This is a genomic window from Nocardioides silvaticus, assembly GCF_003160695.1.
GTDB lineage: Bacteria > Actinomycetota > Actinomycetes > Propionibacteriales > Nocardioidaceae > Nocardioides > Nocardioides silvaticus.
In genome coordinates, this window is sequence record NZ_QGDD01000001.1 from 486,371 (window position 1) to 505,788 (window position 19,418).

Here is a 19,418-nt window from a genome sequence, read left to right on the forward strand (position 1 = left end):
CTGGTGCCGACGCCGCGCCCGCGCGGCGGTCAGCGCGGGTACTGGCTGTACGGCAGCCGCCGGGAGTGCTTCTTGATCTTGACCCAGTTCTTCCGGTAGCTCTCGTACGCCGACCTCATCCTGATGTTGAGCGTCGTCTCGTCGCTGATGGAGAGCGAGCCGCCGACCCAGTTCTGCGACCCGGTCCAGACCGCGTGCGCCTTCCGGTCCTTGCCGATCGTGCCCTTGACCAGCACGTACTTGGCGTGGGTGCGGACCTCGCTCCAGCCGTCGTCGTTGTAGTCCCACCGGCTGTCCCAGAGGTCGATCAGGTGCCGTTTCGCCATGGCGCGCATCCGCTTGGCGAGCGCCCGCGACGGCGCGCCGTAGACGATCCGCACCTTGCAGCCGTTGCGGGCCAGCGACGCGAGCTTGTCGAGCAGGTAGTCGCCGCGCTTGCCCTTCCAGTAGAACATCGAGACGTGGACCTGGGTCCGCCCGAACCCGCTCTTGCACCTGATCCGGTTGAGGTCCTGCAGCGTGGGGTCGTTCTTCTTGCCGGCGTTGCGCATCGGGAAGAAGCGGGCGACGTACGGCCCGTCCTTGACCTCGACCTTGCGCCCGTCGGACCTGACGTCGTCGGTCATCAGCCGGTGCATGGCCTTGAACCCGCGGTAGAGCTTCTTGCGCTTCTTCGCGACGTACATGTCGTTCCAGCCGAGCCGGGCGCCGCCCCGGTTCAGGTTGGAGGAGCTCACCATCACCACGTGGTGGGACTTCTTCGTGTGGCTGAAGAGGTAGAACTTGCTGTGCATGTTGCCGCCCTTGCCGCGGCAGCTGCCCTCGCACTTCTTGACGTAGCTCCCGTCCTTGCCCCAGGTCGCCGAGTCCTTGCTGGGCGCCGCGATGCTGCGCGCGGCCTCACGAGCGGTGAAGGTCTCGAGCGCCTGGGCGTCGGCGCCGACCTTGGTCCGGAGGCCACCGTGGTCCGCCCGCAGCGGGCGGTTGCACCGGCCGGCCCTCGGGTCGGCGTTGTGGCCGCGCACGTTGTCGGCATTCAGCGCCGTGATCAGCTTGCGCGACGGCCGGCTCGCGATGTCCTCGTCGAGGAGGACCCGAACCTGGACCCCGCGGCGGCAGGCCGAGATGAGCATCTTCACCGTCTTCGGCCGGTCGAGGAGGTAGGTGGAGATGTGGATGACGGGGCGTGGGTGCTTCTTCGTACGCACGGTGTTGCGGATCGCGTTCTCCACCGTCCGCACGATCTTGTAGTTCCCCTTGTCGCCGGCGTACGGACGCGGGGTGTTGAAGACCGCGCCGCCGTTCGGGCCGACGGCCGATGCGGGGACGAGGAGGAACGAGGCGGACAGGACGGTCACCAGCAGCAGCGTTACGCGGCGCACGGATCTCCCGGGGTAGGCGGCAGGTCGGTCTCGCAGAAGGCGGTTCGCCCAGCAGGATAACCCTTTACCTTGGGGCTGTTGATGTTGGTGGGACGTGTCGCCCCGGCACGCTCGAACAATCGGCCGTAGCCCCTGGTGTCGAGTAAGGTTGGACACAGCACCGCACCACCGCGGTGACACGGGAGGGAAGCCAGGAGAAGTGGGCAAGCACGAACTACCACGTCGCTCACGCCTGCTGCCCGTCCTCGGCATCTTCGTGCTGGTCGCGGCACTGCTGGCCGTCGGCCGGTTCGCAACCGCCAACGACGAGACCACAGCGACCGACGCCACCGCCGAGATCCCGACGGAGAGCGCCTCCGACGACACCGAGACCGGACCCACCGAGCCCCCGCGCGACAAGAAGCGCGACAAGCCCGAGAAGAACAAGTCCGCGAAGAAGAACACCGGCGAGTCGAAGGCCGAGAAGCGACGCAAGCGGATCCTGCGCAACCGGGTCCAGATGGCGGCCGACGGCCTGCCGGCCGCGGAGGCCACCTTCCGGCTCGCGAGCTTCAACATCCTCGGCGCCTCCCACACCGCCCCCGGCGGCAACAAGAAGGGCTACGCCGGCGGGACCTCCCGGACCGGCTGGGCCCTCCAGCTGATCCGCGGCAACAACGTCAGCGTGGTCGGCCTCCAGGAGTACGAGAAGAGCCAGCACGCCACCTGGAGCCGGCTCACCGGCGGAGGTTGGGGCGTCTACCCCGGCCTCCAGGTCGGCAACAAGGGTGTGCGCAACTCGATCAGCTGGAACAACGCCGTGTGGGAGCTGGTCCAGGCCCACACCATCCCGATCCCCTACTTCCACGGCAACCTGGTGCCGATGCCGTACATCCAGCTCAAGCACCGGGCGACGGGCCGGCTCGCGTGGTTCATCAACATCCACAACCCCGCCAGCACGCGGGGCCCGGCGCAGCACTGGCGGGACGCCGCGACCGCCAAGGAGATCGCGCTGATGAACCAGCTCCAGGCGCCGGAGTCACCTGGCAAGCTCGGCGTCCCCACCTTCCTGATGGGCGACTTCAACGAGAAGTCCGAGGCCTTCTGCCGGGTCACCGCCAACGCCAACGCCCAGGCGGCCAACGGCGGCACCCGCTCCCCCTGCCGCCTGCCGTCCAACCACGGCATCGACTGGATCTTCGGCTCGACCCCCGGCGTCACCTTCAGCAACTACCACCGCATCGACGGCGGCCTGGTCAACCGGGTCTCCGACCACCCGCTGATCTTCGCCGACGTCACCCTCACCGGCGAGGCCCCCTACCTCGAGCCGTAGGGGCGGTCGACCACCCCGGCAGCGACCGCAGCACCCGTGAGGTCCGTGGCGGCCGACAGATCGTCGACGCTCAGTCCCCGTCGACCCCGCCGCTCGCGAACGGAGCGCCCTCGGTGAAGTGCGGCTTGATCTTGTTGTCGAACATCGACAGGGCGGAGCCGATCGCCATGTGCATGTCGAGGTACTTGTAGGTGCCGAGGCGACCGCCGAACAGCACCATCGGCTCCTTCTTGGCGAGGTCGCGGTACTTGAGCAGCTTCTCGCGGTCCTCGGCGGTGTTGATCGGGTAGTACGGCTCGTCGCCCTCCTCGGCGAAGCGGCTGAACTCGCGCACGACGACGGTCTTGCCCTTCGTGTAGTTCTCCGCTCGCTCGGGGTGGAGGTGCTTGAACTCCAGCTCGCGGGTGAAGGGGACCTCGGGGTCGTTGGCGTTCACCACGCCGGTGCCCTGGTAGTCGTCGACGTCGAGGACCTCGGACTTGAGGTCGACGGTGCGCCAGGACAGGCGGCCCTCGCAGTTGCCGAAGTACTCGTCGACGGGACCGGTGTAGACGATCGGGACCTTGCCCTTGTACTCGTCGGCGACGTCGAAGAAGTCGACCTCGACGCGGACCTCGATGTTCGGGTGGTCGGCCATCCGCTCGAGCCAGGCCGTGTAGCCGTCCTTCGGGAGGCCCTCGTACTTGTCGTTGAAGTAGCGGTTGTCGAAGTTGTAGCGGACCGGGAGGCGCGTGATGATGTCCGCGCTCAGCTCCTTCGGGTCGGTCTGCCACTGCTTGGCGGTGTAGCCCTTGATGAACGCCTCGTAGAGCGGGCGCCCGATGAGGCTGATCGCCTTCTCCTCGAGGTTCTTGGCGTCCTTGGTGTCGATCTCGCTCGCCTGCTCGGCGATCAGCGCCCGCGCCTCGTCGGGGGTGTGGCTCTTGCCGAAGAAGCTGTTGATGAGCGCCAGGTTCATCGGCAGCGAGTAGACCTGCCCCTGGTACTTGCCGAACACCCGGTGCTGGTAGTTCGTGAACTCGGTGAACCGGTTGACGTACTCCCACACCCGCTCGTTCGACGTGTGGAACAGGTGGGTGCCGTACTTGTGGACCTCGATGCCCGTCTCGGGCTCGAACTCGCTGTAGGCGTTGCCGCCGAGGTGATAGCGACGCTCGAGGACGAGGACCTTCAGGTCCAGCTCGGAGGCGCACCGCTCGGCGATCGTGAGACCGAAGAAGCCGGAGCCGACAACGACGAGATCAGGGTTCGACACGAGGGGCGATCCTACCGTGAGGCACCCTGGTGCCGAATTCGCTGGCGTTGTCGAATTATCCTGTCGGGGTGAGCAACGGGTACGGCGCGCTCCGGCAGGCCGCGCGGCAGTTCTGGCTGGCCTGGGTGGTGGGCGCGGCGATGGCCGTCGCCATGGTGGTCCTGGCAGTCATCGAGGACCTCCCGGTCCGGGACCCCGACGACGACCTGCTCCCCAGCTACATCCGGATGCCGCTCATCGTGTTCGCGGCGATCCTGGCCGACATCCTCCCGCGGGTCCTCCACCGCGCCCGGCTCCGCTCCACCTGGGCGCCACGCGCCCTGGGTGGACTGTGGCGCGAGGTGGTCGCCGAGCGCTGGCCGGCGTCGCACTGGTGGTTCGCGATCAACGGCGCGATCGCCTGGTACCTGACCTACGCCACGTTCCGGAACATCAAGAGCATGGCGCCGCACGTCAACGGCGCCGACTGGGACGACGCGATGGCCGACATCGACCGGTTCCTGTTCGCCGGCCACGACCCGGCCGGGGTGCTGCACGCCTGGTTCGGCACCGACGTCATGACCTACCTGATGTCGGCCGTCTACATCCTCTGGATCGCCCTCATCCCGACCTCGATCGCCGTCGCGCTCGTCTGGACCCGCCACACGAGCGCCGGCGCCTGGTACGTCACCGCCGTGGCCCTCGACTGGTGCATCGGGTGCGTGCTCTACCTGCTGCTGCCGACGCTCGGCCCCATCTACGCCGACCCCGGCCAGTTCGCGGACCTGCCCCACACCTACAACACCACGCTCCAGGAAGGGCTCTGGACCGACCGGGTCGCCGTGATGGCGGACCCGTGGGCGGCGGACACCCTGCAGACGATCGCGGCGTTCGCGTCCCTGCACGTCGGGATCATGATGACGATCTGCCTGGTGGCGCGGTTGGTCGGGCTGCCGCGCTGGATCCAGCGCACCTGCTGGATCTTCCTCGCCCTGACCGTGGTGGCGACGGTCTACCTCGGCTGGCACTACGTCGTCGACGTGTTCGGCGGCCTGGCGCTCGGCGCGGTGGCGGTCTGGCTCGCCGGTCTCGCGACCGGCAACCGGGTCGGCTGGCGGGTCCAGCTCAGCTCCGGGTCGGCAGGCTCCGCATCCCCCGCGCATCACGAAGAGCTCGTGTCACGTTCCCGGCCTCTGCCCGACCACCCCGCAGCGGACTGAGCAGCACCACCACGAGCGCGACCAGCCACGGCTTGAGCCGCACCAGCACGTTCTCGCCGTACCGGAAGTGCACCGCGAACATGTTGCGGTACATGTAGTAGCCCTTCCAGCTGCTGAGGTCGTGCTGCTGGTCGAAGTCGAGCTGCCTAACCAGCACCGCGTCGCGCACCGCGAGGATCGCGAAGCCGGCGCGCCGCGCGCGGAGGGCGAAGTCCACGTCGTCGTAGAAGATGAAGTACGACGGGTCCGGCAGCCCGATCGCGTCGATCACCGCGCGCCGGACCAGGAACCCCTCGAAGGAGACGTTGTCGACCGGCACCGTCGCCGGCATGCTCGCGCGGTCGGCGTACGCCGAGTCGACGCTCGCCTTCTTGGGGCGGATCGCCAGCGGGTTGCGCAGGTCAAAGTGCACCGCCGCCTTCTCGACGAGCGCGCCGCTGCGGTCCTCGCGCACGGCGGTCAGGCAGCTGGCGTCGACCTCGAGCAGCCGGGTCAGGCAGTCGGGGGCAGGGACGACGTCGTCGTCCATCAGCCACATCACGTCGTAGCCCTGGTCGTAGGCGGTCTTGACCCCGAGGTGGAAGCCGCCGGCGCCGCCGAGGTTCTCGGTGGTGTGGATCGCCAGCAGGTCCGGGTTCGTCGACCGCTCCAGGACGTCCCGCGTGTGGTCGGTGCTCGCGTTGTCGACCACGATCACCGCCTCCGGTCGCCGCTCCAGCTCGTCGAGGCCCGCCAGCATCCGCTCGAGCAGGTCGGCGCGGTTGTAGGTCACGACGACGACGGCCACCCTCTCGTCCGTCATTCGAGGTACCTCTCGTGACCGGTGAAGTCGCCCCGCAGCCCGGCGAGGCCGGCGCGGACGCTCATGACGATCCGGCCCGGTTGCGGCTTGGTGAAGAGGTAGAACCAGACGGTCTTCAGCCAGAAGAGCAGCACGTGCGGCCAACCGCGGTACTGGCGCAGGTTGAGGGTGTTGTTGCGGGCCATGCAGTAGTGCTTGAGGTCGCTCGGCGTGTGGTTGTACGTCGTGCGCCCGAACATCATCGGCGTCCCGAGGTCACCCACGGACGGGTGCTGCACGATCGCGTCGACGACGGTGCCGATGCGGGCGCCGGCGGCCTCGGCGCGGAGCCGGTACTCGTGGTCGTCGCCCCAGATGAAGAACTCCGCGCGCGGGTAGCCGATCCGCTCGACGAGCGCGCGGGTCACCAGCACGCCGTTGAACGGGATGACGATGCCGTCGAGGACGCCGTCGGTCGCGGCCGCCGCGGCCGACGCGCGGTCCTGCACGACGCGGGTGCCGCCGGGCAGGCGGATCGGGAAGACCAGCCGGTCGGGGTCGTCGATATCGACGACGAGCGGGCCCCAGAAGTCGAGGCGCCGCCCTGAGCCTGTCGAAGGGTCCTCCTCCTCCAGCAGCCGGTCGAGGCAGCCGGGCTCGGGGAGTCCGTCGTCGTCCATCAGCCAGACCAGGTCGGCGTCGTACTCCTCGACGGCCGTCCGCAGCCCAGCCTCGAAACCACCGGCGCCGCCGCGGTTGCGGTCGAGCGTCCGGTGGCGCACGTCGGCGGTGGCGAGCCACTCCGCCGTGCCGTCGACCGACGCGTTGTCGATGACGAGGATGCTGCTGACGGCGTCGACGGTGAGCAACCGCTCGACGAGGACCTGCAACAGCGGCAGGCGGTTGTAGGTCACCACCACCGCCACGATCCGCACGGCGGCAACCCTACGGGCGATAGCGTGAGGATGTGGAAACCGACGCCGTGCTCGCACTGATGCAGGACGTGGCCGAGCAGGTGATCAACCCGCGGTTCCGCTCGTTGGGCGACGACCAGGTCTCGGAGAAGAACCCCGGCGACCTCGTCACGGTCGCCGACCACGAGTCGGAGGTGCTCCTCACCGAGGCGCTCACCGCCGCCTACCCCGACGCGGTCGTGCTCGGCGAGGAGGCCCACGAGAAGGACCCCTCGCTGCTCGACCGCTTCAACGCGGCCGAGCACGGGTTCACCGTGGACCCGGTCGACGGCACCAAGAACTTCGTGCACGGCTCGCCCGACCACGCCGTGATGATCGGCGAGTCACGCTCGGGCGAGGTGGTGCGTGGCTGGATCTGGCAGCCGCAGCACGGTGCGGCGTACGTCGCCGAGCGCGGCGCCGGCGCGTTCCTCAACGGCGAGCGGCTGACGATGGTCGTCCCGCCGCTGGCCACCGGCGACGGCGAGCCGGAGCCGCCGTACCGCACGGCGCGGCGGCAGTGGGTCGGTCGCGAGCTGCCTGGCCTTGGCACGCTGCAGCTGACCTGGGCCTGCTGCGGCGTCGACTACCCACACCTGATCGCCGGCGACGCCCGGGCGCTGGTCTACAACCACAGCAAGCCGTGGGACCACGTGCCCGGCTCGCTGCTCGTGCAGGAATCCGGCGGCTGGATCGGCGGCAAGGACGGCACCGCGTTCAGCCCACAGGCGCTCGGCGGTGGCCTGGTCAGCGCCCCCGACCGGACGACGTACGACGCCGTGGTGGCCGCGCTCGCCGACGGTGTCAGGCGCTAGCAGGCCGCCGCCAGGTCGTCGGCCTGGTTGGCGGCGTAGCCCTCGTCCAGCGAGCCGATCGACCCACCGGTCACCGAACCGCTCTTCTTCTTCCGCTTCTCCGGCGGCGGGCCGTCGCCCTCGGCGCGGTCGATGGCCTGGCCCACCTTGTCGTGGATCAGGTCGATGTCGGGGTCGCCGGTGTTCACCAGCGGCGGGACCAGCGAGAGCGTCGACATCTTCTGGCTGCGAGCCTTGAGTGCGAGGTCGATGAACCGGCTCGCCTCCGACGGCGGGAGGTTGGTCGAGAACATGTCGGCCGACGCCTTGGTCAGCGCCTCGAAGTTCGTGAGCACCTTCTCGGGGCTGATCTGCTGGAGCATCGCGTTCATGACGCACTTCTGTCGCGCCATCCGCGAGTAGTCGTCGGAGCCCTCGCGGGCGCGAGCGAACCAGAGCGCCTCGAAGCCGTTGAGCTTGCGCTTGCCGGGCTCGATGTAGCCGGTGACGTCGGACCCCAGCCCGCCGACCGGGATCGGCTGCCGGACGTTGATCGTCACGCCGCCGACGGCGTCGACGAGCTGCTTGAAGCCGGACAGGTTCACCATCGCCCAGTAGTTGATCTCCAGGCCGGTGATGCCCTCGACCGCCATCACGGTGGCGTCGACGCCCGGGTTCTCCGCGTCACCGAACAGGTCGGTGTGGTCCTCGGCCCAGGTGCTGACGCCGTTGAGGTAGCAACCGTCGCAGTCGAAGCCGTCGGGGAACTCCTTCGCCATGACCGAGCCCTCCTCGAACGGGAAGTTGGCCATGTTGCGCGGGAGACCGATGAGGACGGTGCGGCCGGTCTCCTCGTCGATCGAGGCGACGGTCATCGAGTCGGGCCGCAGGCCCCAGCGCCCGGCGCCGGAGTCGCCGCCGAGGAGGAGCACGTTGTAGCGCCCGTCGTGGGCATCGGTCACGGCGCCGTCGCCGAACACCGCGATCACCCAGTCGCGGTGCACGTCGACCAGGTGGGCGCCGAACAGCAGGGTGCCGGCGACCGAGAGGGAGAGCAGGCCGTTGAGGCCGACCACCGCTCGCCGGTGCTGGATGCGCAGGCTGAGCGGCCGGCCGATCCGCCACGCGTCGACGAAGAGGGCTGCCCAGCCGATCGCGCCCGCGATCATCGCCAGCCAGAGCAGGAGGAGGACGTTGACGTCGGTGGCGAGCCGGAAGGCGATCCGGCGGTCGAGCAGCACCGCGACGAGCACGACCGCACCGACCAGCAGCGTCCCGAGCCAGATCCGCAGCGCGATCCGGCCCACCTTCCGGTTGCCGGCGACCAACTGGGCCGAACCGGGCGCGACCAGCGTCATCGACATCAGCGCGATCGCTCGCCGGAACCTGACCCGGGCGGCCCGGTCGGCGACGCTGACGGAGCGCGACGCGCCACTCGTCTGGCTGAGCGGGGTCGGCGCGATCAGGTCGGCCATGCGGACGTGTCTCCTGCCGGGGAAGGTGCAGTGAACCCGCCCAGTATCACCAGTCACACCCGTCACAGGCGCCCGACGCGCCGCGCACGTCGTACCGGGGGAATTCGTCCCCCCATCACGCCATCGAGGACGAAATCCCCCGGTGCGTCGGGGGTCAGGCGGCGGTGAGGCGCGCGATCTCGTCCGCGGAGGCGTTGGCCCCGGTGCACACCACGGCCACCCGGCGGGGACGGTCGGCCGAGGCGAGCAGGCCGGCGAGGGCGGCGGCACCGGCTCCCTCGGCGAGGGTGTGCGCCCGCTCGGCGAGCAGGCGCGCGGCGTGGTCGATGTCGTCGTCGCCCACCAGCACGAAGTCGGCAAGCCCGGTGCGGAGGACCGGAAGTGTCGAGGGGTAGCCGCTCGTCGTCGCCAGCCCGGACGCGCGGGTCCGCGCGGGGGCGGTCTCGATCTCGCCCGACCGCCACGACCGCCAGACCGCGGGCGCCGCCTCGGACTGCACGCCGACGACCCGGCAGCCCGGCATCAGCGCGTCCCTGACCAGGCAGGCGCCGACGGCACCGGTGCCGCTCCCGATCGGCACGAAGACCGCGTCGAGCTCGGTGGCCTGCTGGAACAGCTCGAGGTAGGCGGTGCCGTGGCCGAGGATGATCCGTTCGTCGGTGGTGTCGATGTACGACGGCGCGCCGGCCCCGCTCGCGAGCGCCCGTGCGTGCTGCGCGGCCTCACCGAGGCCGGCGCCGTGGATGACGACGGTGGCGCCGAGCGCCTCGACCGCGTCGCGCTTCACCTGCGGCGCGCAGGCCGGCATCACGACGGTCGCGTGGCAGCCGGCGAGCCGGGCGGCGTACGCCACCGACTGCGCGTGGTTGCCCGTCGAGCAGGTGACCAGTCCGCTGGATGCCTCCCGGTCGGTGAGGCGGGCGGCGAGGTGGACTCCGCCGCGCACCTTGAACGACCCGGTCGGCAGCACGTGCTCGTGCTTGACGAGCACTTCGGTGCCGACGGCGCGGTCGAGCAGCGGGTGGCTGACCAGCGGCGTGGCGGCGAGCTCGCGCGCGACGACCTTCCCGGCGGCGGCGATCGCGGCGTGACTCAGCATGGCTCCACCTTCCACCGTGCACCACAGATCGGTCCAATAGATCTTTTGGCGCATAATGATCGACATGATCGATGTCCGACGGCTCGAGGCCCTCGTCGCCCTGCACCGCACCGGGACGGTGTCGGCTGCGGCCGCCGAGCTCCACTACGGACAGCCGACGATCTCCCACCACCTGCGCCGGCTCGAGGCCGAGACGGGCAGCGTGCTCGTGCAGCGGGTCGGCCGCGGCGTCCGGTTGACCCCGGACGGCGAGCGGCTCGCCCGCCGCGGTGAGGAGATCCTGGCGCTGCTCGGCCGAGCCGAGGCCGAGCTGGCCGCGTCGACCAACCTGCAGGCCGGCGTGGTCCGGCTGGCGGCCTTCCCGTCGGCCGCGGCGACCCTGGTGCCGGCCGCGGTCACCGTCCTCCACGAGCGGCACCCGGGCCTGGCCCTCGACCTGGTCGAGGCGGAGCCGCCCGAGGCCTCCGAGCTGCTCCGCGGCGGTTCGGTCGACCTCGCGCTGACCTTCGCCTACCCCGACCAGCCCGAGCCCGAAGGCCTCACCTCCGAGGTCGTGCTCGAGGACCCGCTCTACTTCGTCGCCCCACGCGGCGTCGACTCCGGCGACGGGCCGCTCGACCTCGCCCGGTTCGCCGGCACCCGCTGGGTGACCGGCTGCCAGCGGTGCCGGAGCGAGCTGCTGGCGCTCTGCGCCGACGCCGGCTTCGCACCCGACATCGCGTTCGCGAGCGACGACTACGTCGCGGTGCAGTCGCTCGTGGCCAGCGGCATCGGCGTCACCGTGCTGCCCGGTCTCGCGCTGCGCGCGCACTGCCACCCCGGCGTCGAGCGGAGGCAGGTGCCGGGCGCGGCCCGGCGCATCCAGGTGACGACGTACGGCGCCCTGCCCCACCCCGCGTCCGTCGATGCGGTCGCGGCCGTGCTGGCCGACGTCTCGGCCGCTGGAGCGGCCTCAGCCGGGTGAGCGGCCCGCCTCGATCGCGGCCCGGCTGGCCAGCCGGTGCTCCCGACGGATGCCGGCCTCCCGCATCCGCCGCTCGTCCTCGGGCGTCTCCGGCTCGAGCGGGGGCACCAGCCGCGCCGCACCCGCGCCGTCGATGGCGACGAACACGAAGTACGCCGACGCCACGTGCAGGCTGTCGCGCGTGGGGTCGTCCCACGGCTGGGTCTCGACCCGGACGCCGATCTCCATGGACGAGCGGCCCGCCCAGTTGATCTGGGCGAAGGTGCGCACGATGTCGCCGACCCGCACCGGTTCGAGGAACGCCATCTCGTCCAGCGCCGCGGTGACGGCCGGGCCGCCGCTGTGGCGCTGGGCGACGACACCCGCGGCGGAGTCGGCGAGCTTGACGACCTCACCGCCGTGGATGTTGCCGAGCAGGTTGGCCTGCGCCCGCGAGGTCACGGTCGCGAGCTCGATCCTGGAGTAGCTGGGCGTGCGTGCCGTCGCCGAGGTGCTCACGGGATGACGGTAGCGTCGTCCACCATGGCAGGCGACGACCGCGACTTCGACTGGATGTACGGCAAGGGTCCGGCCGGGTCGCCACCGACCCGCCCGACACCGCAGCAGCCGCCGCAGCGGCCGCAGCCCCCGCGGGCGCAGCGGCCGCAGCCCCCGCAGGCGCAGCGGCCGACGACGCCGGCGGGCGGCCCGGAGCCGACGCGCGTCCTGCCGGTGCAGCCGCCGCAGGGGCCCCCTCCCCCGGGCGGGCAGCAGCCGCCGCCGTACGGCCCTCCGGGGCAGCAGCCGCCGCGCTCGACGGGCAGCGGCCGGCGCAGCAGGTGGAAGCGCCCGCGCACCTGGATCTTCCTGGTCCTCGCGCTCGTGCTGCTGTGGGTCGTCTACATCGTCGCGGTGCCGATCTTCACCTGGACGAAGGTCGACAAGATCGCGTTCGAGCCCGACGGCGACCGCCCGGACGACCAGCCGGGCACGACGTACCTGATGGTCGGCAACGACTCCCGGGCCGGGCTGACCGAGGAGGAGCGCAAGAAGTACGCCACCGGCAACCCCTCGAGCTCGCTGGCCGACACCATCCTCGTGCTCCACACCGGCTCCGAGAAGGACGTGCTGCTCTCGTTCCCGCGCGACTGGATCGTCGACGGCCGCAAGATCAACGGCTACTGGGACCCGGGTGACCCGACCGAGCTGGTCAAGGCACTCGAGCAGCAGACCGGGATCCGCATCGACGAGTACGTCGAGATCGGGCTCGGCGGCGTCGCCGGCGTGGTCGACGCGGTCGGCGGCATCGAGATCTGTCCCAAGGAGAAGATCAAGGACCCCAAGGCCGGGCTGGACCTGGAGAAGAAGGGCTGCCAGGAGGCCGACGGCGAGGTCGCGCTCGCCTACGCGCGGACCCGCGCCACGACCCGTGGCGACCTCGACCGCGTCGGCCGGCAGCGCGAGGTCGTCGCCGCGATCGGCGAGAAGGTGCTCTCCCCCTGGTCGGTCGTCAACCCGGTGCGCTGGTGGCAGCTCAACCAGGCCATCCCGGACTTCTTCGCGTTCGGGGAGGGCACCGGCCAGCTCGACGTCGCCCGCTGGGCGCTGGCGCTCGGCAAGATCGGCGACGGCGGCCTGACCTGCACCATGCCGGTCACCGACGGCTCGGCCAACACGATCGACCGCGACCGGGCGGACCCGTTGTTCGACGCGATCATCGAGGATCGCACCGACGACATCACCAAGAAGCAGTGCACCCAGGCAGGAGTGGCCGGTTCATGACCTACCAGACCCTCGACTGGACCGTCGGCGACGACGGCGTCGCCGTGCTGACGCTGCACCGGCCGGACGCGCTCAACGCCTTCGACCTGACGATGGCGCGCGAGCTCGAGCGGGTCTTCCTGACCGACGCTCGGGACGACGCGGTCCGCGCCGTCGTGGTGACCGGCAGCGGGCGGGCGTTCTGCGCCGGCATGGACCTCAACGCCGCCGGCAACGTGTTCGGTCTCGACGAGGACCTCGCCCCGACCCCGGAGGAGTTCCGGGAGCGGTACGACGAGCCGCCGTACGACGACGGCCTGCGCGACACCGGCGGCAAGGTCACGCTGGCGATCCACGCCCTGCCCAAGCCCGTGATCGCTGCGATCAACGGCCCCGCAGTCGGCATCGGCGCCACGATGACGCTGGCGATGGACATCCGGATGGCGTCGACCAGGGCCCGGATCGGGTTCGTCTTCGGGCGGCTCGGCATCGTCCCCGAGGCGTGCTCCTCGTGGTTCCTGCCCCGCATCGTCGGCATCCAGCAGGCCCTGGAGTGGGTCTACTCCGCCGAGATCCTCACCGCCGAGCAGGCGCACGCGGGCCGGCTGGTCCGCAGCCTGCACGAGCCCGACGACCTGCTGCCCGCCGCGCTCGAGCTGGCACGGTCGTTCGTGGTCGACCGGTCCCCCGTCGCCCTGGGCCTGGCCAAGCAGATGCTCTACCGCAACGGCGCCGCCGACCACCCGCTCGAGGCGCACCTGTCCGACTCGCTGGCGATGTACTTCACCTCGATCGCCGACGGCAAGGAGGGCGTCGCGGCCTTCCTCGAGAAGCGGACGCCGGAGTTCACCGGGAAGGCGTCGGAGCTGCCGCGGATCTACCCGCACTCGGTGGTCGAGTAGACCGAGCGCTCTGCGCGGGGGCGTATCGAGACCCGCGAGGACGTCGAGACGTCACATCGCCATGAACAGGATCTCTTCCCGGGAGTACTCCCGACCGGGGTGCTCGGCAGCGAGGTGCTCCTGCACCTTCGCGACCAGCTCGTCGTCGTCCGCGCCACGGATGAGGGTCGAGCACGGGCAGCGCAGCGAGCGCATCGGGGCTCCGATCAGGTCGCCGGGGTCGCCGAGCGGCGCCGGGCGTGGGCCACGGTCGCGGCGCCACCGCCGACCAGGCTGACGCCGAGGAGCAGCCAGAGCAGTGCCGGACCGCCGGTGTCGGGCAGCAGCCCGCCGGGACCTTCCGGCTCCTCACCGTCGCGCTGGTCCACGGCGTACTGGTCGTTGCAGGAGCTGCCGTCGAAGCGGTTGCCGCTCGGCTTGAACCTCGCCTTGGCGACGTAGTCGGCCTTCGGCAGCACGGGACCCGTGATGGTCTTCGTGCCGCCGTCATAGGCCACGGTCCGGGTCCAGACCGCCTCGCCGCCGGCCTTGCTGAGCGTGACGGAGACCTTGCCCTTCGGGGTCTTCGGGCTGTTGGCCGACACCGTCACCTTGACGGCGACGCTCTTGCCCGGCTCGACGACCGCCGGCACCTCGACGGTGCAGGAGGTGTCGATGTTCCCGGAGTACGGATCGGGTGCGGTCGCCGCGTTCGCGGGCGCACCGACCAACGCCACCGCTCCGAGAAAAGCGCCGGCAACTCCAAGAGATACGCGCATATCAGCCCCTTTGTTCACCCGGGACAACGTCCTACTCGGGGACAGGTCACCCTGGTGAGCGAGATTTCCTTGCAAATCCAACCACGCGGGGCGTCCGCGCGGGGCGAGAACGCTCAGATCGCGGGCTGCGGCGTGGCGTCGCGACGGCGTCGCGAGACGACCACCGCGCCGGCACCGCCGCCGACGAGAGCCAGGCCGAGCAGCAGCCACAGCAGCGCCGGGCCGCCGGTGTCGGGCAGCAGGCCGCCGTTGTCGTCGTCACCGTCGTCGTCCGGACCGCCGTCGCCGGCGATGACCTTGAAGGTCGTCGCGTCGCGCGAGCCGCGGAAGGTGCTGGTGTCGGCCGGACGGAAGACGGCCGTCACCAGCCAGGTGCCGACCTTCGGGAACGAGGGGCCGCGAACGGTCTCGGTGCCACCGTCGTAGCTGATCGTGCGGGTCCAGCCGTCAGGTCCGGCCGCGGCGACCAGCGCCTGACCCGCGCCGCCCGGCGAGCTGTGCAGCGTCAGCGTGACCTTGCCGGTCGGCTGCTGGGGGCTGTTGGCGGTCACCTTCACCGAGATGTCGACGTTCGTGCCCACCCGGATCGGCGAGGGAGTCGTCACCGTGGTCGTGGTGTTGATCTTCGACGAGTACGGGTCGGGCGCGCTGGGAGCGGCCTGGACGGAGCCGGCGAACACCGAGCCCACGACGACGGAGGTCGCGACCGCAGTCGCGATCCGGCCGAAAATCCTCATGTGGAAACGCTCCCCATAGTTTGACGTTCCAATAGGTGACGCGCTGACTCTAGCGATTCCGGGCCCCACGTGCGCGGAGGGGTACGGAAACGCTGTCTAGGGTCCGAGCTCACCGTTCCGCCGGCTCGGACGCCACCAAGTGCCCGAAGACCACCGATCGCAGGTCGGTGTGGAAGATCTCGGCACAGCTGACGAGGGTGATGAGCCGCTTGCCGACGCCCTCGGGTGCCTGCACACCGCCGTCCGGGTTCTTGGGGAACGGCGCGAGCACCCAGTCGTCGGTGAACGGAACCTCGAGGTCGGTGCCGTCCATGTCGAGCTCGTAGACGTAGGTGACCTCGCGGGTCTCCACGAAGACCAGGTCGCCCTCCCTCAGCTCGGGAAACTTCGCGAACGGCTCGCCGTGGGTCACCCGGTGACCGGCCAGCACGTAGTTGCCGACCTCTCCGGGACCGGCGGTGTCCTCCATGTGCCCGATGCCGGCGGCGAGCACCTCGTCGCTCGAGCCCTCCAGCACCGGGACGGCGTAGTCGTCGCCCCACCGCGGCACGTGCAGGATCGCGCTCGCCTTGCCGAAGTCGGTGCGCACGGAGTCGCTGCCGTCGGCCCAGCCCTGCTGCAGCTCCTCGGCGACCTGCTCCTGACGGCGCTCCGAGACCCAGTTGGTGCCCCAGAACTGCCACGCCACCCACGCCAGCACGGCCACCCCGGCCAGGATCAGCCCGTAGCCGGTGTAGCTGAGCCACTTCGACCGCTTCTGCCGGGGACGGCGGCGGCGCACGCGTTGGCGCTCGACGTCGAGGTCCGACGTCCACGCCTCGTCGGTCTGGGTGATGGCGCTGCCCTCCTGGTCGCTGTCAGTGAACCAACGCGGCACGCCGCGCACGGGTCACGCAGGAACCTTTGTACTCCAGCCCACGTCCGGCGTCCTCGGGTCCGGCTACGGGCGCGCTGACATCACCAAGCGCTCCGCGAGCCGCGGCGACACCAGCTTCACCGCGTCGAGCACCGAGGCGTACGCCGGCATCACCTCCGTCGGCCGGTGGCGTACGGCGTGCACCACCCATCCGGCCGCGTCCTCGGGCTCGAGCGCGGGGAGGCCGTCGTACTTCTTCGTCGGCGCGATCATCGGCGTCCGCATCAGCGGGAAGTGCAGCGAGGTGACGACGATGCCGTGCTGCCGCTCCTCCGCCTGAAGGCTGCGGGAGAACGCCGCGAGCGCGGCCTTCGAGGCGTGGTAGGCCGTGAACATCGGCATCAGCCCGCCGGGCACGCCCCAGGTCGAGGAGTTGATGATCTGCCCGCCGCCCTGCTCCCGCATCGAGTCCAGCAGGTTGAGCACCAGCCGCACGGGCGCGTGGTAGTTGAGCCGCATCAGCCGGTCGTGGTCGGAGGGCCGCTCGGCGGTGTCGGCCGCCGACCGCCGGATCGAGTGGCCGGCGTTGTTGACGAGCACGTCAACCCCGCCGAACCGCGTCAAGACGTCGTCGGTCAGCGCATCGATCGCGTCGGTGTCGGTGAGGTCGCACGGCAGCGCGTACGCCGTGCCGCCCCTCCCCTTGATCTCCAGCACCAGCTCGTCGAGCTCGTCCTCGCGTCGGGCCACCGCGAGCACGGTTGCGCCCTCGACCGCGAGCCGGACGGCGGCCGCGCGGCCGACCCCCGACGACGCCCCGGTGACGAGGATGCGCTTGCCGTCGACGGGCTCGCCACGGCCGGGCAGGAGGGTGGCCGGGTTCGGCAGCGGGTCCAGCGAGAGCCGTGCCACCCGGCGCCGGATGCCTGTCAGGGCCGTCATGGGCGCCACCCTCCCATGCCCGGAGAATGGGTCAGATCGCGGACTGGACCCCGGCCAGCAGCTGGCGGGCGGCGACGATGCGCTGGACCTGGTTGGTGCCCTCGTAGATCTGGGTGATCTTGGCGTCGCGCATCATCCGCTCGACCGGGTAGTCGCGGGTGTAGCCGTAGCCGCCGAGGACCTGCACCGCATCGGTGGTGACCTGCATGGCCACGTCCGAGGCGAAGCACTTCGCGGAGGCGCCGAAGAACGTCAGGTCCGCATCGCCGCGCTCGGAGCGGCCGGCCGCGGCGTAGGTGAGCTGGCGGGCGGCCTCGACCTTCATACCCATGTCGGCCAGCAGGAACTGCAGGCCCTGGTTGTCGGCGATCGGGCGGCCGAACTGCTCGCGCTCCTTGGCGTAGGCCAGTGCGTAGTCGAGCGCACCCTGGGCGACGCCGACGGCCTGGGCGGCGATGGTGATCCGGGTGTGGTCGAGGGTCTTCATCGCGATCTCGAAGCCCTGCCCGGCCTGGCCGATGATCCGGTCGCCGGGGATCCGCACGTTGTCGAGGTAGACCTCGCGGGTCGGGCTGCCCTTGATGCCGAGCTTCTTCTCGGGCGCCCCGAAGGAGACGCCCTCGTCGGACTTCTCGACCACGAACGCCGAGATCCCCTTGCTGCGGGCGTCGGGGTCGGTGGTGGCGAGCACCGTGTAGTACTCCGAGACGCCGGCGTTGGTGATCCAGCGCTTGACGCCGTTGAGCACCCAGTCGTCGCCGTCGCGCACCGCGCGGGTCTTCTGGTTCGCTGCGTCGGAACCGGCGTCGGGCTCGGACAGGCAGTAGGAGAAGCCGCCCTCGCCACGGGCCAGGGCGCCGAGGTACTTCGCCTTGAGGTCCTCCGAGCCGCCGATCTGCACCGGCAACGACCCGAGCTTGTTGACCGCCGGGATCAGCGAGGCCGACACGTCGGCGCGCGCAACCTCCTCGATCACGATCACGGTCGCGAGCGCGTCGGCACCGGCGCCGCCGTACTGCTCGGGCACGTGCGGCGCGTGGAAGTCCGCCGCCAGCAGCGCGTCGGCGGCCTCCTGGGGGTACCGGGCCTGCTCGTCGACGTCGGTGGCGTACGGCGCGACCTTGTCGTCACAGATCGCCCGCACCGCCTCGCGGATCGCCTGGTGCTCCTCGGAGAGGCCGTAGTACGGGAAGTCCTTGTTCACGCCGAGATAGTAGGACGTCCTAGGGTTTTCCGCCGACTCGGGGCGGCCGGTTCGGGCAGGTCTGTGAGCGACCTCACGCGAGCCGACGCTCGCGGTGGTACCACTGCTGGGAGGGGCAGACGTCCATCACCATCGGCACGCCGGCCTCCGTCGTACGACGGAACGCGTCCTCGTCGACGACGCCCATCTGGAACCACACGCCCTTCGCGCCGATCGCCACCGCCTGGTCCGCGAACTCGCCGGCGTGCTCGGAGCGGCGGAACACGTCGACCACGTCGACCGGGAACGGCACGCTCGCCAGGTCCGAGTAGACCAGCTCACCGAGCACCGTGAGCTCGCCGTCGGCGCTGGGATGGATCGGCACGATCCGCTTCCCGCGCTCCTGCAGCTCTCTCGCGATCGAGTAGGCGGTGCGCCACGGGTTGGGACCCAGGCCCACGATCGCCCAGGTCTCGCCCTCGTCGAGCATCCGGTCGATGGTCTCCCGGTCGGTCCACGGCTTGCCCATACCTGGTCAATACCCAGCGGGCGCCGATTGTTCCTACTCGATCACCGGCGGCAGCCCGGCGTCACGGACCGCGGCGCCCTTGGCCCGGGCAGCGGCCTTGAGCTCGGCCTGGAAGGCCGTCATCCGGTCCTGGAGGGCGGGGTCGCCCGCCGCCAGGATGCGGACGGCGAGCAGGCCGGCGTTGCGCGCCCCGCCCACCGCGACCGCGGCGACCGGGACGCCCGCCGGCATCTGCACGATCGAGAGCAGGGAGTCCATGCCGTCGAGGTACTTGAGCGGCACCGGGACCCCGATCACCGGCAACGGCGTGACCGACGCGAGCATCCCGGGCAGGTGGGCCGCTCCCCCGGCGCCGGCGATGATCACCTGGATCCCGCGGCCGGCGGCGTTCTTGCCGTAGTCGAGCATCTCCTCGGGCATCCGGTGCGCGGAGACGACGTCGGCCTCGTACTCGATGCCGAACTCCGCCAGCGCCTCGGCGGCGGCCTTCATCACCGGCCAGTCCGAGTCGGAGCCCATCACGATGCCGACGCGGGTTTCGACAGGCTCAACCACCA

At 70.7% G+C, this 19,418-nt stretch carries 21 protein-coding genes; 6 read left to right on the top strand and 15 right to left on the bottom strand.

Features of this window, described 5'->3' with window-relative positions; translation table 11 throughout:
- Positions 1-29: 29 nt before the first annotated feature.
- Positions 30-1,358 (bottom strand): phospholipase D-like domain-containing protein, encoded by a 1,329-nt coding sequence (locus DJ010_RS02185; RefSeq protein ID WP_158282899.1) that lies wholly within the window; start codon positions 1,356-1,358, stop codon positions 30-32.
- A 223-nt stretch (positions 1,359-1,581) separates the two neighbouring features.
- On the opposite strand from DJ010_RS02185, the gene DJ010_RS02190 reads away from it, so the two are divergent.
- On the top strand, positions 1,582-2,694 hold the full coding sequence (locus DJ010_RS02190; RefSeq protein ID WP_158282900.1) for an endonuclease/exonuclease/phosphatase family protein: 1,113 nt from the start codon (positions 1,582-1,584) through the stop codon (positions 2,692-2,694).
- A 70-nt stretch (positions 2,695-2,764) separates the two neighbouring features.
- Here DJ010_RS02190 and glf read toward each other — a convergent pair whose 3' ends face one another.
- Positions 2,765-3,949 (bottom strand): UDP-galactopyranose mutase, encoded by a 1,185-nt coding sequence (gene glf, locus DJ010_RS02195; protein WP_109691976.1) that lies wholly within the window; start codon positions 3,947-3,949, stop codon positions 2,765-2,767.
- A gap of 68 nt (positions 3,950-4,017) precedes the next feature.
- Here glf and DJ010_RS02200 point away from each other — a divergent pair, with 68 nt between their 5' ends.
- Positions 4,018-5,148: a phosphatase PAP2 family protein gene (locus tag DJ010_RS02200; protein WP_109691977.1), complete on the top strand. Its 1,131-nt coding sequence runs from the start codon at positions 4,018-4,020 to the stop codon at positions 5,146-5,148.
- Here the strand turns inward: DJ010_RS02200 and DJ010_RS02205 are convergent.
- A complete protein-coding gene (locus tag DJ010_RS02205; RefSeq protein WP_109691978.1) occupies positions 5,054-5,950 on the bottom strand; it encodes a glycosyltransferase family 2 protein in 897 nt (298 codons plus the stop codon). The two genes, DJ010_RS02200 and DJ010_RS02205, sit on opposite strands and share 95 nt — an antisense overlap.
- Positions 5,947-6,864 carry a glycosyltransferase family 2 protein gene (locus DJ010_RS02210; RefSeq protein ID WP_245927142.1) on the bottom strand — a complete coding sequence of 306 codons (918 nt, stop codon included), beginning with the start codon at positions 6,862-6,864 and terminating at the stop codon, positions 5,947-5,949. The genes DJ010_RS02205 and DJ010_RS02210 overlap by 4 nt, the downstream gene beginning before the upstream one ends.
- 32 nt (positions 6,865-6,896) lie before the next feature.
- Between DJ010_RS02210 and DJ010_RS02215 the strand changes: the two genes are divergently transcribed.
- Positions 6,897-7,697 (top strand): inositol monophosphatase family protein, encoded by an 801-nt coding sequence (locus DJ010_RS02215; protein ID WP_170124601.1) that lies wholly within the window; start codon positions 6,897-6,899, stop codon positions 7,695-7,697.
- On the opposite strand, the gene DJ010_RS02220 is transcribed toward DJ010_RS02215, so the two are convergent.
- Complete coding sequence (locus tag DJ010_RS02220; protein ID WP_109691980.1) at positions 7,694-9,151, bottom strand: LCP family protein; 1,458 nt, start codon at positions 9,149-9,151, stop codon at positions 7,694-7,696. The genes DJ010_RS02215 and DJ010_RS02220 overlap by 4 nt on opposite strands.
- Positions 9,152-9,305: 154 nt before the next feature.
- Positions 9,306-10,250: a threonine ammonia-lyase gene (locus DJ010_RS02225; protein WP_109691981.1), complete on the bottom strand. Its 945-nt coding sequence runs from the start codon at positions 10,248-10,250 to the stop codon at positions 9,306-9,308.
- 64 nt (positions 10,251-10,314) lie between these two features.
- On the opposite strand from DJ010_RS02225, the gene DJ010_RS02230 reads away from it, so the two are divergent.
- Positions 10,315-11,214, top strand: coding sequence for a LysR family transcriptional regulator (locus DJ010_RS02230; RefSeq protein WP_109691982.1), 900 nt, complete (start codon positions 10,315-10,317; stop codon positions 11,212-11,214).
- Here the strand turns inward: DJ010_RS02230 and DJ010_RS02235 are convergent.
- Entirely contained in the window at positions 11,203-11,712 is a 510-nt protein-coding gene (locus DJ010_RS02235) for an acyl-CoA thioesterase (RefSeq protein WP_109691983.1), read from the bottom strand. The genes DJ010_RS02230 and DJ010_RS02235 overlap by 12 nt on opposite strands.
- Positions 11,713-11,736: 24 nt before the next feature.
- On the opposite strand from DJ010_RS02235, the gene DJ010_RS02245 reads away from it, so the two are divergent.
- Together DJ010_RS02245 and DJ010_RS02250 are read left to right on the top strand one after the other, a co-directional pair.
- Positions 11,737-12,975 carry an LCP family protein gene (locus DJ010_RS02245; protein WP_158282901.1) on the top strand — a complete coding sequence of 413 codons (1,239 nt, stop codon included), beginning with the start codon at positions 11,737-11,739 and terminating at the stop codon, positions 12,973-12,975.
- Positions 12,972-13,856 carry a crotonase/enoyl-CoA hydratase family protein gene (locus DJ010_RS02250; protein WP_109691985.1) on the top strand — a complete coding sequence of 295 codons (885 nt, stop codon included), beginning with the start codon at positions 12,972-12,974 and terminating at the stop codon, positions 13,854-13,856. Before DJ010_RS02245 ends, DJ010_RS02250 begins: the two co-directional genes overlap by 4 nt.
- Before the next feature lie 51 nt (positions 13,857-13,907).
- On the opposite strand, the gene DJ010_RS02255 is transcribed toward DJ010_RS02250, so the two are convergent.
- The 8 genes from DJ010_RS02255 to purE all read right to left on the bottom strand — a co-directional run bounded on the left by DJ010_RS02255 (position 13,908) and on the right by purE (position 19,416).
- Positions 13,908-14,051: a DUF1059 domain-containing protein gene (locus DJ010_RS02255; protein WP_109691986.1), complete on the bottom strand. Its 144-nt coding sequence runs from the start codon at positions 14,049-14,051 to the stop codon at positions 13,908-13,910.
- An 11-nt stretch (positions 14,052-14,062) separates the two neighbouring features.
- Positions 14,063-14,572, bottom strand: a complete 510-nt coding sequence (locus DJ010_RS02260) for a hypothetical protein (protein ID WP_109691987.1) — start codon at positions 14,570-14,572, stop codon at positions 14,063-14,065.
- A 155-nt stretch (positions 14,573-14,727) separates the two neighbouring features.
- Positions 14,728-15,351, bottom strand: coding sequence for an LPXTG cell wall anchor domain-containing protein (locus DJ010_RS02265; protein WP_109691988.1), 624 nt, complete (start codon positions 15,349-15,351; stop codon positions 14,728-14,730).
- Positions 15,352-15,460: 109 nt separating this feature from the next.
- Complete coding sequence (locus tag DJ010_RS02270; RefSeq protein ID WP_245927143.1) at positions 15,461-16,237, bottom strand: class E sortase; 777 nt, start codon at positions 16,235-16,237, stop codon at positions 15,461-15,463.
- 54 nt (positions 16,238-16,291) lie between these two features.
- Positions 16,292-17,149, bottom strand: coding sequence for an SDR family NAD(P)-dependent oxidoreductase (locus DJ010_RS02275; RefSeq protein ID WP_109691989.1), 858 nt, complete (start codon positions 17,147-17,149; stop codon positions 16,292-16,294).
- 31 nt (positions 17,150-17,180) lie between these two features.
- Entirely contained in the window at positions 17,181-18,353 is a 1,173-nt protein-coding gene (locus DJ010_RS02280) for an acyl-CoA dehydrogenase family protein (RefSeq protein ID WP_109691990.1), read from the bottom strand.
- Between the two features lie 73 nt (positions 18,354-18,426).
- Positions 18,427-18,861: a CoA-binding protein gene (locus DJ010_RS02285; protein ID WP_109691991.1), complete on the bottom strand. Its 435-nt coding sequence runs from the start codon at positions 18,859-18,861 to the stop codon at positions 18,427-18,429.
- Positions 18,862-18,894: 33 nt separating this feature from the next.
- Positions 18,895-19,416 carry a 5-(carboxyamino)imidazole ribonucleotide mutase gene (gene purE, locus DJ010_RS02290; RefSeq protein WP_281271109.1) on the bottom strand — a complete coding sequence of 174 codons (522 nt, stop codon included), beginning with the start codon at positions 19,414-19,416 and terminating at the stop codon, positions 18,895-18,897.
- Between the last annotated feature and the right edge of the window lie 2 nt (positions 19,417-19,418).

Bases quoted from the DNA above. Each gene is read 5' to 3' on its own strand.
- DJ010_RS02205 (WP_109691978.1), bottom strand. From the start codon at position 5,950: ATGACGGACGAGAGGGTGGCCGTCGTCGTCGTGACCTACAACCGCGCC.
- DJ010_RS02220 (WP_109691980.1), bottom strand. From the start codon at position 9,151: ATGGCCGACCTGATCGCGCCGACCCCGCTCAGCCAGACGAGTGGCGCG.
- DJ010_RS02225 (WP_109691981.1), bottom strand. From the start codon at position 10,250: ATGCTGAGTCACGCCGCGATCGCCGCCGCCGGGAAGGTCGTCGCGCGC.
- DJ010_RS02230 (WP_109691982.1), top strand. From the start codon at position 10,315: ATGATCGATGTCCGACGGCTCGAGGCCCTCGTCGCCCTGCACCGCACC.
- DJ010_RS02245 (WP_158282901.1), top strand. From the start codon at position 11,737: ATGGCAGGCGACGACCGCGACTTCGACTGGATGTACGGCAAGGGTCCG.
- DJ010_RS02250 (WP_109691985.1), top strand. From the start codon at position 12,972: ATGACCTACCAGACCCTCGACTGGACCGTCGGCGACGACGGCGTCGCC.
- DJ010_RS02255 (WP_109691986.1), bottom strand. From the start codon at position 14,051: ATGCGCTCGCTGCGCTGCCCGTGCTCGACCCTCATCCGTGGCGCGGAC.
- DJ010_RS02265 (WP_109691988.1), bottom strand. From the start codon at position 15,351: ATGAGGATTTTCGGCCGGATCGCGACTGCGGTCGCGACCTCCGTCGTC.
- DJ010_RS02275 (WP_109691989.1), bottom strand. From the start codon at position 17,149: ATGACGGCCCTGACAGGCATCCGGCGCCGGGTGGCACGGCTCTCGCTG.
- DJ010_RS02285 (WP_109691991.1), bottom strand. From the start codon at position 18,861: ATGGGCAAGCCGTGGACCGACCGGGAGACCATCGACCGGATGCTCGAC.